At 73.2% G+C, this 14,575-nt stretch carries 13 protein-coding genes; 10 read left to right on the top strand and 3 right to left on the bottom strand.

Annotation, left to right across the window (positions count from 1 at the left end; all coding sequences use genetic code 11):
• Positions 1-47: 47 nt before the first annotated feature.
• From IL992_RS09060 to IL992_RS09090, 7 genes are all read left to right on the top strand, one after another.
• Entirely contained in the window at positions 48-1,082 is a 1,035-nt protein-coding gene (locus IL992_RS09060) for an LLM class F420-dependent oxidoreductase (RefSeq protein WP_193202865.1), read from the top strand.
• A 133-nt stretch (positions 1,083-1,215) separates the two neighbouring features.
• Positions 1,216-2,394, top strand: coding sequence for an aminopeptidase P family protein (locus tag IL992_RS09065; RefSeq protein WP_319018440.1), 1,179 nt, complete (start codon positions 1,216-1,218; stop codon positions 2,392-2,394).
• A 25-nt stretch (positions 2,395-2,419) separates the two neighbouring features.
• Positions 2,420-2,980 (top strand): elongation factor P, encoded by a 561-nt coding sequence (gene efp, locus IL992_RS09070; protein WP_079318503.1) that lies wholly within the window; start codon positions 2,420-2,422, stop codon positions 2,978-2,980.
• Between the two features lies 1 nt (position 2,981).
• The gene (gene nusB / locus IL992_RS09075; RefSeq protein ID WP_193202866.1) at positions 2,982-3,392 is read left to right on the top strand and encodes a transcription antitermination factor NusB; all 411 of its coding nucleotides are present in this window, start codon (positions 2,982-2,984) and stop codon (positions 3,390-3,392) included.
• Between the two features lie 99 nt (positions 3,393-3,491).
• Positions 3,492-4,214 carry a methyltransferase domain-containing protein gene (locus IL992_RS09080; RefSeq protein WP_193202867.1) on the top strand — a complete coding sequence of 241 codons (723 nt, stop codon included), beginning with the start codon at positions 3,492-3,494 and terminating at the stop codon, positions 4,212-4,214.
• Between the two features lie 42 nt (positions 4,215-4,256).
• Positions 4,257-5,501, top strand: coding sequence for a DNA polymerase IV (locus IL992_RS09085; protein ID WP_193202868.1), 1,245 nt, complete (start codon positions 4,257-4,259; stop codon positions 5,499-5,501).
• A gap of 147 nt (positions 5,502-5,648) precedes the next feature.
• Positions 5,649-6,026 (top strand): DUF3040 domain-containing protein, encoded by a 378-nt coding sequence (locus IL992_RS09090; protein WP_193202869.1) that lies wholly within the window; start codon positions 5,649-5,651, stop codon positions 6,024-6,026.
• Between the two features lie 91 nt (positions 6,027-6,117).
• On the opposite strand, the gene IL992_RS09095 is transcribed toward IL992_RS09090, so the two are convergent.
• From IL992_RS09095 to IL992_RS09105, 3 genes are all read right to left on the bottom strand, one after another.
• Entirely contained in the window at positions 6,118-8,568 is a 2,451-nt protein-coding gene (locus tag IL992_RS09095) for a DUF3488 and transglutaminase-like domain-containing protein (RefSeq protein WP_193202870.1), read from the bottom strand.
• A 35-nt stretch (positions 8,569-8,603) separates the two neighbouring features.
• Positions 8,604-9,845 carry a DUF58 domain-containing protein gene (locus tag IL992_RS09100; RefSeq protein WP_193202871.1) on the bottom strand — a complete coding sequence of 414 codons (1,242 nt, stop codon included), beginning with the start codon at positions 9,843-9,845 and terminating at the stop codon, positions 8,604-8,606.
• Between the two features lie 62 nt (positions 9,846-9,907).
• Positions 9,908-10,888 carry an AAA family ATPase gene (locus tag IL992_RS09105; protein ID WP_193202872.1) on the bottom strand — a complete coding sequence of 327 codons (981 nt, stop codon included), beginning with the start codon at positions 10,886-10,888 and terminating at the stop codon, positions 9,908-9,910.
• 490 nt (positions 10,889-11,378) lie between these two features.
• Here IL992_RS09105 and mraZ point away from each other — a divergent pair, with 490 nt between their 5' ends.
• The 3 genes from mraZ to IL992_RS09120 all read left to right on the top strand — a co-directional run bounded on the left by mraZ (position 11,379) and on the right by IL992_RS09120 (position 13,881).
• Positions 11,379-11,810 (top strand): division/cell wall cluster transcriptional repressor MraZ, encoded by a 432-nt coding sequence (mraZ, locus tag IL992_RS09110; RefSeq protein ID WP_079318531.1) that lies wholly within the window; start codon positions 11,379-11,381, stop codon positions 11,808-11,810.
• Between the two features lie 293 nt (positions 11,811-12,103).
• Positions 12,104-13,027 (top strand): 16S rRNA (cytosine(1402)-N(4))-methyltransferase RsmH, encoded by a 924-nt coding sequence (rsmH, locus tag IL992_RS09115; protein WP_193202873.1) that lies wholly within the window; start codon positions 12,104-12,106, stop codon positions 13,025-13,027.
• Positions 13,024-13,881 carry a hypothetical protein gene (locus IL992_RS09120; protein ID WP_193202874.1) on the top strand — a complete coding sequence of 286 codons (858 nt, stop codon included), beginning with the start codon at positions 13,024-13,026 and terminating at the stop codon, positions 13,879-13,881. The genes rsmH and IL992_RS09120 overlap by 4 nt, the downstream gene beginning before the upstream one ends.
• Positions 13,882-14,575: the final 694 nt, after the last annotated feature.

Here is a 14,575-nt window from a genome sequence, read left to right on the forward strand (position 1 = left end):
AACATCATTCGGTTACCGACGGGTTCACGCGCGGAAGGACGAAGCGGATGCGGATCGGGATGGCCCTCAACTACTCGGGGGGCTTCAAGGAGACCGTCGCCGAGCTGGCCGACTACGAGAAGGCCGGGCTCGACATCGTGTTCGTGGCCGAGGCGTACAGCTTCGACGCCGTCAGCCAGCTCGGTTACATCGCGGCGAGGACCGAGCGGCTGCAGATCGCCTCGGGCATCCTGCCGATCTACTCCCGCACGCCGGCCCTGCTGGCCATGACGGCCGCCGGCCTCGACTACGTCTCCGACGGGCGGTTCACGCTCGGCATCGGCACGTCGGGCCCGCAGGTCATCGAGGGCTTCCACGGCGTGCCGTACACCGCGCCGCTGGGCCGCACCCGTGAGGTCATCGAGATCTGCCGCAAGGTCTGGCGGCGCGAGCGGCTGCAGTACGCGGGCAGGCACTACACGCTGCCGCTGGAGGGCGGCACCGGCCTCGGCAAGCCGCTCAAGCTGATCAACCACCCGGTGCGCGAGCGCGTCCCGATCGTGATCGCGGCCATCGGGCCGAAGAACGTGCAGCTGGCCGCGGAGCTGGCGGAGGGCTGGGAGCCTATCTTCTTCGTGCCGGAGAAGGCCGGCGACGTGTGGGACGCGTCGCTCGCCGCCGGGCGGGAGCGCAGGGACCCGGCCCTCGGCGAGCTGGACGTGATCGCGCAGGCCATGCTGGCGATCGGCGACGACGTCGGCGAGATGCTGGAGCTGGGCCGTTCCATGGCCGCCCTCTACATCGGCGGCATGGGCGCCAAGGGCAGGAACTTCTACAACGACCTGGCCCGCCGCTACGGCTACGAGAAGGAGGCCGAGCAGATCCAGGACCTCTACCTGGAGGGCAAGAAGAAGGAAGCCGAGGCGCTGGTGCCCAGGGAACTGCTGGAGCGGATGTCCCTGGTCGGTCCCGAGGGGCACGTCAGGGAGCGGCTGGCCGCGCTGCGCGAGGCCGGGGTCACCACGCTCAACGTCGCCCCCATGGCCCGCACCCACGAGGAGCGGGTCCGGCTGATCGAGAAGATCCGCGACCTGGCCTCCTGACCGCCGCCGTCCGAGCCCCCCGCGCCCCACCGCCGGGCGGTGGGACGCGCGGGGGCGGCGGTAGAGTCCGTCCGTGACCGATGTCGCAGGGACTCACGCCGCAGGAACTCGCGCCGCAGGGACCGGTGCCGCCGTGACCGGCACATCGGCCGGAGACGCTCAGGCGGGGACCGCCGCCACCGAGAACACCGGCCCCGGGACCACTGGCGCCGGGACCACTGACCCCGGGACCACTGCCACCGGACCCGCGGCGATCCATGCCGTGCGCCGCGCGCGGCTGGCCGGCGCGCTGCGCGAGCACGAGGTCGCGGCGGCCCTCGTCACCTGGCCGGTCAACGTCCGCTATCTGACCGGTCTCGGCAGCTCCAACGCCGCGGTGCTCGTCACCGCGACGGGGGAGGCCGCGCTCGCCACGGACTCGCGCTACCTGGAAACGGCCCAGGCGGTGTGCTCGGGCGTCGAGGTGATCGAGGACCGCGACGTCGCGGGGGCCCTGCTCAAGCGGGGGCCGGGCGCGGCGCGGGTCGCGGTGGAGGCCGACCACATGCCGGTGGGGCTGTTCCAGCGGCTGTCCGCCGAGCACGCGGGCCTCGGCCCGGTCAGCGGCCTCGTGGAGGCCGTCAGGGCCGTGAAGGACGAGGGGGAGATCGCGGCGCTGCGTCGCGCCTGCGCGATCACCGACGAGGCGTTCTCCCTGGTCGTGGAGCGCATCGCCCCCGGCGTCACCGAGCGGGAGATCGCCCGGTGGCTGGAGGCCGCCATGGTCGAGCTCGGCGCCGACAAGCCGGCCTTCGACTCCATCGTGGCGAGCGGCCCCAACGGGTCGATCCCGCACCACTCGCCCTCGGACCGGCCGGTCGAGCGGGGCGATCTGGTGACCATGGACTTCGGCGCCCGCTACGACGGCTACCACGCCGACATGACCCGCACGGTCGCGGTGGGCCCGCCCGCCGCGTGGCAGCGCGACCTCTACGACCTCGTACGGCAGGCCCAGCGCGCGGGCCGCCACGCCGTACGGCCGGGGGCGACGGCGCACGAGGTGGACGCCGCGGCGCGTGACGTGATCGCGGAGGCGGGTCACGCCGAGCGGTTCGGCCACGGGCTGGGCCACGGAGTCGGCCTGGAGATCCACGAGCTGCCGTTCCTGGGCCCTGGCAGGACCGGTAGACTAGAGGATCGAGTTCCGATCACCGTCGAGCCGGGGGTCTATCTCCCGGGCAGGGGCGGTGTGCGCATCGAGGACACGCTTGTGACGCGTGGTGACGGGCCGGAGCTTCTCACACTGACGACCAAGGAGCTGCTCGTCCTGTAGGGCAGCCGCACGCGGGAGACGCTACGTGGCGACGACGAACGACCTGAAGAACGGACTCGTGCTCAAGCTCGACGGCGGGGAGCTGTGGACCGTTGTCGAGTTCCAGCACGTCAAGCCGGGTAAGGGCGGCGCGTTCGTCCGCACCAAGCTCAAGAACATCCTGTCCGGGAAGGTCGTCGACAAGACCTTCAACGCCGGCGTGAAGGTCGACGTGGCGAACGTCGACAAGCGCGACATGCAGTACTCCTACCTCGACGGCGACGACTTCGTGTTCATGGACACCGAGACCTACGACATGGTCAACGTCCCGCGCGACGTGGTGGGCACCGCCGCCAACTACATGCTGGAGAACACGACCGCGACCGTCGCCTTCAACGAGGGCAACCCGCTGTACGTCGACCTCCCGGCGGCCGTGGAGCTGACGATCTCGCACACCGACCCGGGCCTCCAGGGCGACCGCTCCACCGGCGGCACCAAGCCCGCCACTCTGGAGACCGGCGCCGAGATCAAGGTTCCGCTCTTCATCACGACCGGCGAGAAGGTCAAGGTCGACACTCGCACCGGCGAGTACCTCGGTCGGGCCTGACGTGTCGGCTCGGGGGAAGGCCCGCCGCCGCGCGCTGGACATTCTCTTCGAGGCCGAGGCCCGGCAGGTGAGCCCGCTCAACGTGCTCGCCGAGCGGGTGGAGCGGGCGGACCCGCCGGTCAACGAGTACACCTCCTTCCTCGTCGAGGGCGTGGTCCGGCACCTGGACCGCATCGACGAGCTGATCTCGACGTACGCCGAGGGCTGGACCCTGGAGCGCATGCCGGCGGTGGACCGCAACGTCCTGCGCGGCGGGACCTACGAGATGCTGTGGTCGGAGGAGGTCCCGGAGGGCGTGGTCATCAGCGAGTGGGTGCACCTGGCCGCGGAGCTGTCGACCGACGAGTCGCCGCAGTTCGTCAACGGACTGCTGGCCCGCTTCAAGCAGCTCAAGCCCTCGCTTTCGCTCTGACCCCACGGCCCCTCGGTGCGACGGCTCCGGAAGCTCCGACAGCTCCGGCGGCTCTCCGGGAGGCCGACAGCTCCGAGAGGCCCGACAGGGAGGCCGTAAGTGCGTGACGCCACACGCCGCGCCGTCGTCTGGGAGGCGCTGCGCGCGCTCCTGGCCGAGCGGACGGCCGCCACCGGGCGCGACACGCTCGACATCGTGGACGCCGGCGGCGGCACGGGCGGCTTCGCCGTGCCGCTGGCCACGCTCGGGCACGCCGTGACCGTGGTCGACCCGACCCCCGACGCGCTGGCCGCGCTGGAGCGCCGCGCCGCCGAGACGGGCGTCGGCGTGAAGGGCCTGCAGGGCGACGCCGCCGACCTCGCCGACCTGCTGGAGCCCGGCAGCGCCGACCTGGTGCTGTGCCACAGCGTGCTGGAGTACGTCGAGGACCCGGCGGGCGCGCTGAGCGCGGTCGGCGGCATCCTGCGGCCGGGCGGCGTGGTGAGTGTGCTGGCCGCCAACTCGGTCGCCGCGGCCGTCCACCGCTCGCTGGCCGGCCACTTCGACGAGGCGCGCCGGGTGCTTTCGGACCCGGCGGGCCGCTGGGGCGACCGCGACCCCACGCCGCGCCGCTTCTCCCGGGAGACGCTGGGCGCGCTGCTGGCCGGTGCCGGGTTCACCGTCGGCGAGGCGCACGGCGTGCGGATCTTCGCCGACCTCGTCCCGGGCATGCTGGCCGAGAGCGACCCCGAGGGACTCGTCGCGCTGGAGCGGGCGGCGGCGACCCATCCCGTGCTCCGCGACGTCGCCACCCAGATCCACGTCATCGGCTACCGCCAGTAGAAACAATGTTCGGATAGCGCGGTGGTCGGGTAGGGTGAGCTCATGTCCCGGAACCAGCTGCTGCCTCGGGATCCGTCGCCACCGCCGGACGGGCCGGTCGACGACAGCGGCTGTCCCATCCTGCACGTGGACATGGACGCCTTCTACGCCAGCGTCGAGCTGCTCGACCGCCCGGAGCTGCGGGGCGCCCCGGTCATCGTCGGCGCCACCGGCGCGCGGGGCGTCGTGCTCAGCGCCACCTACGAGGCCCGCAGGTTCGGGGTCCACTCGGCGATGCCGATGACACGGGCCCGGCGCATCTGCCCGCAGGCCACGGTCATCCCGCCGCGCCACGCCAAGTACGCCGAGGTGTCCCGCGGCGTCATGGAGATCTTCCAGGCGATCACCCCGGAAGTGGAGCCGATCGCCTCCGACGAGGCGTTCCTCGACGTCGGCGGGGCCCGCCGCAGGCTCGGCAGCCCCGCGGCCATCGCCCGGATGATCCGCGCCCAGGTCGCCGAGCGGTACGGCATCACCTGCTCGGTGGGGGTGGCGAGCACGAAGTTCGTGGCCAAGCTCGCCTCGCGCCAGTGCAAGCCGGACGGCCTGCTCGTGGTCCCGGCCGACCGGGTCGTGGAGTTCCTGCACCCGCTGCCCGTCGCCGCCCTGTGGGGCGTGGGAGAGCGCACCGAGCAGGCCCTCGTACGGCTCGGCATCCGCACCGTGGGGGATCTGGCCCAGGTGCCGGTGGCGACGCTCCAGCGCGAGTTCGGCGCCGTCGGCGCGCACCTGGCGGCCCTGGCCTGGGGGCGCGACGAGCGCCGGGTGGTGCCGCACGCGCCCGACAAGAGCATCGGCAACGAGGAGACGTTCCCGCACGACGTCGACGACCCCGAGACGATCAGGCGTGAGCTGCTGCGACTGTCGGAGCGGGTCGCGGCGCGCCTGCGGGCCGGCGGGCACGTCGGCCGAACGGTCAGCGTCAAACTCCGCCGATCCGACTTCACGACCATCACCCGGTCGCGTACGCTGCGCGAGGCGACCGACGTCGCGAAGGAGATTTTCGACACATCATGCGAGCTCTACGAGGCCGCCGGGCTGGAGCGGGTGCGGTTGCGGCTGGTCGGCGTGCGGGTGGAGAACCTGTTCCCGGCCGCCACGGCGACGCGTCAGCTGGGCCTGGGGGAGCGGGAGACCGGCTGGCGGGAGGCCGAACAGGCCATGGATCGGGCGGCCCGCCGTTTCGGCCCGGACGCGGTGAAACCGGCATCGCTTGTTCGGCGTCCGTTTGGTCCAATAGGTCCATGACGTCACCTCCGGTTTGGACCGCGTTGGACGTTTTCTTTCGCCTACGTCTGAGGCCTCGTATTCTGGGGATAACCGACCGCGAGGTTCGGACACCCCGTGTCGTCCGTTGCCGTCTTCCCCTGAATGGGGCCGTCCTTGGGAGGCGCCGTGCCGCTGTCTGAGCACGAGCAGCGCTTGCTCGACCAGATCGAGCAGGCCCTCTATGCCGAGGACCCGAAGTGGGCGAACACCGTACGGATCAGCGATCCGCGCAGCCACTACAAGCGCCGCCTGGTGAAGGCCTCCATAGGCTTCGCACTCGGCGTGGTCCTGCTGATGGTCGGCGTCGTCGCGGCCCAGATCTGGCTCGGTGCCGCCGGCTTCGTGGTCATGCTGGCAACTTGCCTGTGGGGCCTGTCGAGCTGGAAGCGCATGAACGGGTTCGGTGACTCCCCGCCGTCCCGCGACCGCGGCCGCCGCCCCCAGCGCCAGAGCTTCATGGAGCGCATGGAAGAGCGCTGGCGCCGCCGCCACGACGAGCACTGATCCCCCTCTGAGTCACCGCTCCCCATCCGAGGCAACGCCGGTGGGCCCGCTTAGCGGGCCCACCGAGTCGTCTGCGGCGACCGGCCGCGAATCAGCGGCGGGCGCCGGTCAGGGTCCGCTCCCTCGCGGCGTCGCCGGCTCCGGCCGCTGCGACGTCGCCGGCTCCGGCCGGCGACGCCGCCCCCCGCGTCCCGCCGGGCCGTGCCCGCCAGAGCCGGGGCCGCAGTCCCTCCAGCCGGTCGAACACGTCGAGCGCGCCCTCGCCGGCCGCCCGCACCCGCAGCAGGACGGACATCGGGGCCAGCACGGCCCCCAGGCGCCGCCACCGTGAGGCCCTCGGCGCCAGATCGTGCCTGATCCGGCGCAGGTCCGCGGGAACGGGCCCCGACGCCGAGGGCGTGGGGGCGTACCTGAGCCGCTCCTCGGAGGTGACGACGCGGGTGAGCGACTCGGCGGCCTGCGGGCCGAGCGCGTACCGCTCGGCGATCCGGCGGCCGAGCGCGCGCGGCGTCTCGCTCGGCTCCCCGGCCATTCCCAGGTCGGTGAGCACGTCGCGCAGCTCGGCCCAGGCCGCGTGGCCTCCCGACGCCGACCGCGTCATCCGGCGAAGGCGCCGGCGGCGCACCAGGAGCCGCGCGGCGGCGGGCAGCAACAGCAGCGCGAGCGCGGCGGCGGCGCCGATCCCGATCTTGACGGCGACGGGCGTGCCCGGGTCGGCCGCGATGGCCGTGCCGTCGAGGTCGCGGTCGAGCTGGCGCGGGTTCGGCCGGGCCGGCCCGGCGCTCTGGCCGCCGTCGTCCTCCTCGTCCGACGACGGCCCGTCGGACGGGCCCGCCGTGGGATCGGCCGTCGGCGTGACGGGCAGCGAGTACAGCGGCACCTGGGCCGTGCCCTGCCCGCCGGCCCCGGCGGGGGTGGGCTCGAACCGCAGCCAGCCGATTCCGTCGAAGAACAGCTCCGGCCATGCGTGGGCGTCGTGGGTGCGAACCGTCCACACGTCACCGATCTTGGTGCCGCCCGTGTAGCCGATCGAAACCCGCGCAGGGATGTCGAGCAGCCGCGCCATCACGGCCATCGCCCCCGCGAACTGCTCGCAATAGCCGACGCGGTCGCGCAGCAGGAAGCGGGACAGCGCCTGCGCGCCCGATCCGGACGCGCGCAGGTCGTAGGTGAACCGGCCGGCCCGGGTGAACCATTCCTGCAGCGCGACCGCGGCCTCGTACGGCGTGGCGGCGTCGGCGGTCACCCGGCGCGCGAGGGCGGCCACCCGGGGGTCGAGCCCGTCGGGCAGCTGCAGGTAGCGCTCGCTTTCCGGGAGGGTCACCGCCGTGCGCAGCTCGGTCGTGCTTGGCTCGGGCTCCTCGGTCACCACCCGGTATTCGAGCCCGGCCGCCTCGTCGTGGGCGGAGAAGACCATGAGCGAGGCCCGGTCGGCGCGCCAGTCGCCGTCCGCGTCCACCTGCCGTGCCGGGTACGGCAACGGCAGGAAGTTGAGCTTGTCGATGTCCTCGCTCATCGTGACCCGCATCTCGGCCCGCTTCACCGACACCCCGGGGCGGAGCCCTGGAGTGGGCGGCAGCGGCCCCTCCGACACACGGTCCTCCTGGAGCCCCCGCAGCGGGGACAGCGTCCACTTCGTCCCGTCGAAGATGTCGAGCGAGTAGATCCGCAGGTAGCGCGGCACGTCGTCGCTGCTGGTGTAGGTGAGCACGGTCGCGTTGCGCTGCTGCCTGAGCTGGCCGCCGAGTTTGGCGATGGCGTCGGGGATGCCGATGTTGCCGCCGCCCCCGCCGAGGCCGTTGCCCACGCCGAAGCCGAACAGCGGATCGGGGGAGAGCGCCGGCAGGAACGCGGGCACCAGGACCGCCAGCGCGATCGCCGTCACGCCGATCCGCTTGCCCGACAGGGCGAGCCGCTCGGTGTCGGGGGCGGCGCCGCGAGCGGAGCCGGAGGAACGGCGCACCACCACGGCCCGGCCCCAGTGGCTCAGGCGCTCCCGGCCGTCGGTGACGAGCAGGCCGATGTAGCCGAACGCCGCGATGACGAACGCGATCCACCCGATCGGGTCCGTGACCACGGCCGCGGGCACGGTGAACAGGGCGAGCAGCGGCAGCCCGGCCAGTGCCGCCCGGCGCAGCCGCACCGCGAAGACGTCCACGAGCAGGGCGATCAGCGCCACGCCCGCCGTGGCGAGCAGCGTGATGCCGGGGTTGTCCGGCACCGGTGCGGCGTACCGCTGGATGTCGTCGAACCCGGCGCCGACCAGCTCGGCGAGCCGGACGAGCGAGTCCTTGGTGGGGAAGAGCCCCAACCACGCCTCGTCCGGCGTGAAGACGAGCGTCAGGTAGAGCAGGACCGCCACGGGCGCCACGGCGGGCGCCACCCACGGGCGGGCGCCCAGACGGGAGGCCACCGCCCCGGCCACAGTGGTGACGAGGATCGCCCCCATGCAGGACCAGAACCAGGTGCCGCCCTCGAAGAGCGGGTAGAGCGTGATCGTGACGGCCGCCGTGGCCAGCCCCGCCGCAACCGGCAGTTTCATTGCTTCTTACCTTCCGTCACGCCGGAGCGGCCGGCTCAGGCCGCGCTCCTGTTGTTTCCGGCCTCCGGCCACACGCCGGCGAGCGAGGCGCCGGCGGGCAGGTCGAGCACCCGCCACCCGCTGCCGGTCAGCACCGACCGCGCGGCCCGCGCGTTCTCCGCGGCGACGGCGTCCCAGGAGGCGCCGTCCCAGGAGGCGAGGTCGAGCAGGACCGCGACGGCGGTCACGCCCGAGTGCCTGAGCTGGGCGAGCGTCCTGGCCTCCTCCGGGTCGAGCGCCCCGAGGACCGCGATGATCAGCCCCTCCCCGCCGCCCTGGCGCAGCGCGCCGACGCCGTGCTCCAGCGAGCGCGCCGTGCTCTGCCGGATGACGGCGAGCGTGTCGAGCAGCGACCACGACTGGCCGGTGTCCACCACGTGCCGCGCGCCCTGGTCGGTGACCAGGCGCAGGGCGAGCCCCTCCGCGGACAGGTGCACGCCGATGGACGCGGCGGCGGAGACCGCGACCTCGAACGACGAGCGCGGCCCCTCGCCCCGGTGGGAGTGCCGGCGGGTGTCGAGCAGCAGCGCGCCCCGGCTCTGCCACTCCTGCTCCTCGCGCCTGACCATCAGCTCGCCGCGCCGCGCGGTCGAGCGCCAGTGGACCCGGCGCAGGTCGTCGCCCTGGCGGTACTCGCGGGGCGCCACGTCGTCGTCGCCCGCCGCCGCGACCGATCGCGTACGGCTGTCGCCGCCACCGCTGTACTCGCCCGACAGGCGCACCGGCGGCAGCGGCACCACCTCGGGAGTGACCACGAGCGTGTCGGTGATGGTGAACGAGCGGGTCAGCTCGACCAGCCCGAACGGATCGGCGATCCGCACGGAGAGCGGCCCGATCGGGAAACGCCCGCGCAGGTCCGAGCTCACCTTGTAGTCGATCTCCCGGACGCCGCGCGACTCCATCCGGTCGAGGACGAATCTCGGCCGCGTGCCCAGCGCGTACTGCAGGGTGTCCTCCACCAGCAGCAGCCCGGTGGGCAGCCGGGTGACGTTCTCCAGCCGCAGGGTGACCGTGCTGTCCTCGCCGGCCTGGACCCGCGCCGGGCTGAGCCGCCTGGCACAGGCCAGCCGGTATCGCGTGCGCGCCACGACCAGCGACGCGAGCAACGGCATCGCGGTGATCAGCACGGCGACGCGCAGCAGGTCCTGCTCCCCGAGGACGAGGGCGCACAGCAGGGCCGCCACGCCGGAGGCGAGGAACGAGCGTCCCCGCGGGGTCAGAGCCTTCAGCCCGCTCATGGGCCCTCCGTCACTTGCTCACTGTCAGATCGCCGGGCGGGTGCCCGGCTCACTCGCGTCCGCTACTTGGCGTCGGGGACGGGGACGCGCCGCACCAGCTCGTCGACGAGCTGCTCGGGGTGGCGGCGCTGCCCCTGCGCCTCCAGGCTCGGCAATAAGCGGTGCGCCAGCACGGGGACGGCCAGGTCCTGCAGGTCGTCCGGGATCACGTAGTCGCGGCCGGACAGCGCGGCGTGGGCCCGCGCGCTGCGCACCAGATGGAGGGTGGCCCGGGGGGAGGCGCCAAGCCGCAGGTCGGGGGAGTGCCTGGTGGCCGCCACCATGTCGACGGCGTAGCGCTTGACCGGCTGGGAGACGTAGACCGCGCGGACGGCCCGGATCAGCGCGGCCACCTCGGCCGTGGTCGCGACCGGCTCCATCTTGTCCAGCGGCTGGGAGGCGCCGTGCACGTCGAGCATCTCCAGCTCGGCGGCCTGCTCCGGATACCCCATCGCGATCTTGGCGGTGAAGCGGTCGCGCTGCGCCTCGGGGAGGGGATAGGTGCCCTCCATCTCGATCGGGTTCTGCGTCGCGATGACCATGAACGGCGACTCCAGCGCGTAGGTCACGCCGTCGACCGTGACCTGGTGCTCCTCCATGCACTCCAGCAGGGCGGACTGCGTCTTGGGGGAGGCGCGGTTGATCTCGTCGCCGACGACGATGTTGGCGAAGACCGGTCCGGGCTTGAACTCGAACTCCCGCGTCTGCTGGTTGTACGCGCTGACGCCGGTGATGTCGCTCGGGAGCAGGTCGGGGGTGAACTGGACGCGCTTGACGGGACAGTCGATCGAGCGCGCCAGGGCCTTGGCGAGCATCGTCTTGCCCACGCCGGGCACGTCCTCGATCAGCAGGTGGCCCTCCGCCAGGAGCACGGTGAGAGTAAGACGGACGACGTCGCTCTTGCCCTCGATCACCGATTCGATCGAGTTGCGGATCCGGTGGGCGGTGTCGATCAGATCCTCGAGCCGGGCTGAAGCATCGGTGACGTCGGGAGTTACTGCCACCAGGCCTCCATGAGGGTGCGTCCCCGAGAATGGGGCATTAAACGTTCCTTTTCCATTCTGTGTACCGACCCTATGTCCCCTGTGGTTCTAGGGCGACTTTGTCCAGAAATCCGGGGTGAACTGCCCACAGTGTTGTGGCATCTCTTCACGGTCACGTGGCGCGTTCGTCCGAATCCCGTGACACGTGAAGCCGGGGCGCCCCGGCGCGCTCCACTTCCCTCCACCGGCTCCTCCACCGGGCTCCCGCCCGCCGCCGCGAACCCCGTACGGGCCGGGGTTTCCGGCGCGCCGACACGCCCGTGCGCGGGCTGGGGGGCGCCGCGGCGCCCCACTCCGACCCACCCCATTTCACCTGCGAAAACGCCGTCGATTTTGAATGCCGACACGGTCAGAATCAGTTGACGGTGGGGAGAAGTGGAGTATGGTGGTGCGCAGTGGAGGGCAGGGGCTATAGCGCTGAGCGCTCCACAAGGCACAGGAGGTGGGTCCGGTGTTCCTCGGCACCCACCACCCGCGCCTCGACGACAAAGGACGGCTGTTCCTGCCGGCGAAGTATCGCGAGGAGCTGGCGGAGGGTCTGGTGATCACCAAAGGCCAGGAGCGCTGCCTCTACGTCTTCCCCGTAGAGGAGTTCCAGCGCATCACCGAGGCCCTGCGTACCGCTCCGGTGACGGCGAAGGCGGTCCGCGACTACAGCCGTGTCTTCTTCGCCAGTGCGTCCGACGAGGTGCCGGACAAGCAGGGACGCATCACGATTCCCCAGACGCTGCGGCGTTACGCCGGGCTGGAACGTGACTGCGTCGTGATCGGCGCCAACACGCGACTGGAGATCTGGGACGCCCAGGCATGGGACACCTACCTGGAGGCCCAGGAGCAGGCATTCTCCGACCTGTCGGAGGAGGTGCTGCCCGGGATTCTGTAGATCGGTCCTTTTCCTTTTGATCAATTGACCCGTCGGTGACGTTCGGCGAGGTCTCCACCCGCTCCCATGTGGCAGCTGATGCACCTTCCCCGGTGTCAGACGCCACGGCCGGCGACGCGGATGGGGACCTGGCCGGACGGGTCGGTTCTCCGATTCTCCGGGAACCGGCATGGGTGGGGGTCCGTTGGGTAGTCACCGGCGGCACAGCCGCGAATCCGCGAGTACTGCGGCGTAAATGGGGGTTGGAAGCGTTGTCGCACGAGCCCGGTCAGCCGGGTGGTCACGTTCCGGTCATGCTCGATCGCGTGCTGGAGTTGCTCGCTCCGGCGCTGTCCGGACCGGAGCCGGTGGCCGTGGACGCCAACCTCGGTCTCGGCGGGCACGCCGAGGCGCTGCTCGCCGCCCACCCCTCCCTCCATCTCGTCGGCATCGACCGCGACCCCACCGCCATCGAGCGCTCCACCGCCCGGCTCGCGCCGTACGCGGACCGGATCACTCTGGTGCGCGCCGTCTCCGACGAACTGGCCGACGTGCTCCACGACGCCGGACGGCCCCGCGTGAACGCCGCGCTGTTCGACCTCGGCGTGTCCTCCCCTCAGCTCGACGAGGCCGAGCGCGGTTTCGCCTATTCCTACGACGCCCCCCTCGACATGCGGATGGACCGCGAGCAGGAGCTCACCGCCGAGCGTGTGGTGAACACCTACTCCGCCGCGGACCTCACCCGCATCCTGCGCGACTACGGCGAGGAGCGCTTCGCGGCACGCGTCGCGAACCTCATCGTCAAGGAGCGCGCCAAGGACCCCATCACCAGCACGAAACGGCTTGCCGACCTGGTCCGCGCGGCGATACCCGCCGCCACGAGGCGGACCGGGGGCAACCCGGCGAAGAGAACGTTCCAGGCGTTGCGCATCGAGGTGAACGGAGAGCTGACGGCGCTCGAGCGCGCGCTCCCGGACGCGCTCGACGCGCTGGCGCTGGGCGGGCGCGTGGTCGTGCTCGCCTACCACTCCCTGGAGGACCGGCTCACCAAGCAGGTCCTCGCGGCGCGAACCAGGGACACCAGCCCCCCCGGGCTGCCGGTCCCCCTGGAGGCTCACCAGCCCCGGTTCCGCCTTCTGACGAGGGGAGCGGAGCTCCCGGACGACGAGGAGGTGGCCCGCAACCCGCGGGCGGCCTCGGCCCGCTTGCGGGCGGCAGAGAGGATCCGCGAGGGATGAGGACAGAGCAGGAGAGCAGGAGGGCGGCCGGGCGCACGGCCGCGCCGCCCCGCGTGCCGGGCCGGACCGCCGCGACGGCGGGCGAGGCCGTCGCCGCTCCGGAGAAGCGCCGCGTCCGCCCCGGCGCGCCCACGACGGGCGACGACCGCGCGCGCGAGGCCGTCCCGGCTCCCCGGCCGGGCGCGGACGGCCGGCTCCGCCGTGAGGCGGCCCCGGCTTCCCGGAGGACCCGCACGGACGCGCGCCGGGGTGAGGCGGCCGCGGCCGCCCGGCCGGCTGGCGCGCCGGCGGCGTCCGCGGGATCCGTCGCGGCCCCGAAGCGCGACGGCGCCCGGGCGCGTACGGCCGCCCCGGCCACCTCCACCCCTTCCGGTACGGCCACACCCCGCACGGCCGCATCGCGTACGGCCACCCGCCCCGCGCCGTCCCGTGAGGCCCGGGGCCTCACCGAGGGAGCGCCCGCTCCGCGGCGCGTCCGGCGCGGCGGCTCGGAAACCCGGCCGGCGACGACCGTGCGTGCCACAATGGCGCGGCGGGCGTTCCGGCGGCCGCCGCGTGCGCCGTTCGTGCTGCTCGTCGTGGGCCTCATGTGCGGCGGCCTGGTGACCCTGCTGCTGCTCAACACGGTCCTCGCGCAGGACTCGTTCAGGCTGAGCGACCTGCGGTCGAGCATCGACGAGCTGCACGAGCAGGCCGCCGAGCAGGAGAACCAGCTGCGCCAGTGGACGCAGCCGGGCCCGCTGGGCGAGCAGGCCAGAGCGCAGGGCCTCGACCCCGACACGTCCGCGCCGAAGTTCATCAAGACGGGCGACGCGGCGCAGGAGCAGGCCCAGAAGGAGGGCACGGACCGGTGAGAGACAGCGGCCGGAACCCGGGTCCCGGCCGCGGGGGTCCCAGCGGGCGAGGCGGTGGCCAGGGCCCGGGCGGTGACAGGAGGAGCCCCGGCTCCCCGGGGCGGCCGTCCCGCCAGGACGGGCCGCCGAGGCCCGGCCGCCCCGGCAGGCCTTCCGACGACCCCGGACGCGACGACGCGACGGGCGGCCCGCCCCGGCGCGGCCGTCCCGGCGGCGCCCCGGAAGGCGGAGGCAGGCAGGGCGGCGGCCGGGCGGACGGCGCGCGCGACGCCGCGGGTGGGCGCGACGACGCCCGCAGCGGCCGCACCGGAGAGTCGCCCGGCAGGCGCCGGTCCGCGCCGGGCGGGTCCGTTCCGCCCGCTCGCGCGCCGCGAAGGGGCGAGCCCGGCACGCCCGGCGGAGGTCCGCGCCGCGTCGTCGCGCAGCACCCGGCCCCCGGTGAGGGGCGTCCTCGCGGCGGCTCCGGAAAGCCCGGCGCCTCCGGAAAGCCCGGCGCCCGCGGGAAGTCCGAGGCTCCCGGCAGACCCGGCGCCCCGGGAAAATCCGGGGCTCCCGGCAGGCCCGGCGCCCAGGGGACACCGGGTGCCCCCGGAGACGGCGCTTCGGTGAAGGCAGGGGGCCCGGGCAGGACCGGCGCACCGCGGCCGTCCGCGCCGGGAGCGCCCGGCGAGACAGCCGGGACCGGCGTGGGCCG

This window comes from Microbispora sitophila (assembly GCF_014892245.1).
Lineage (GTDB): Bacteria > Actinomycetota > Actinomycetes > Streptosporangiales > Streptosporangiaceae > Microbispora > Microbispora siamensis.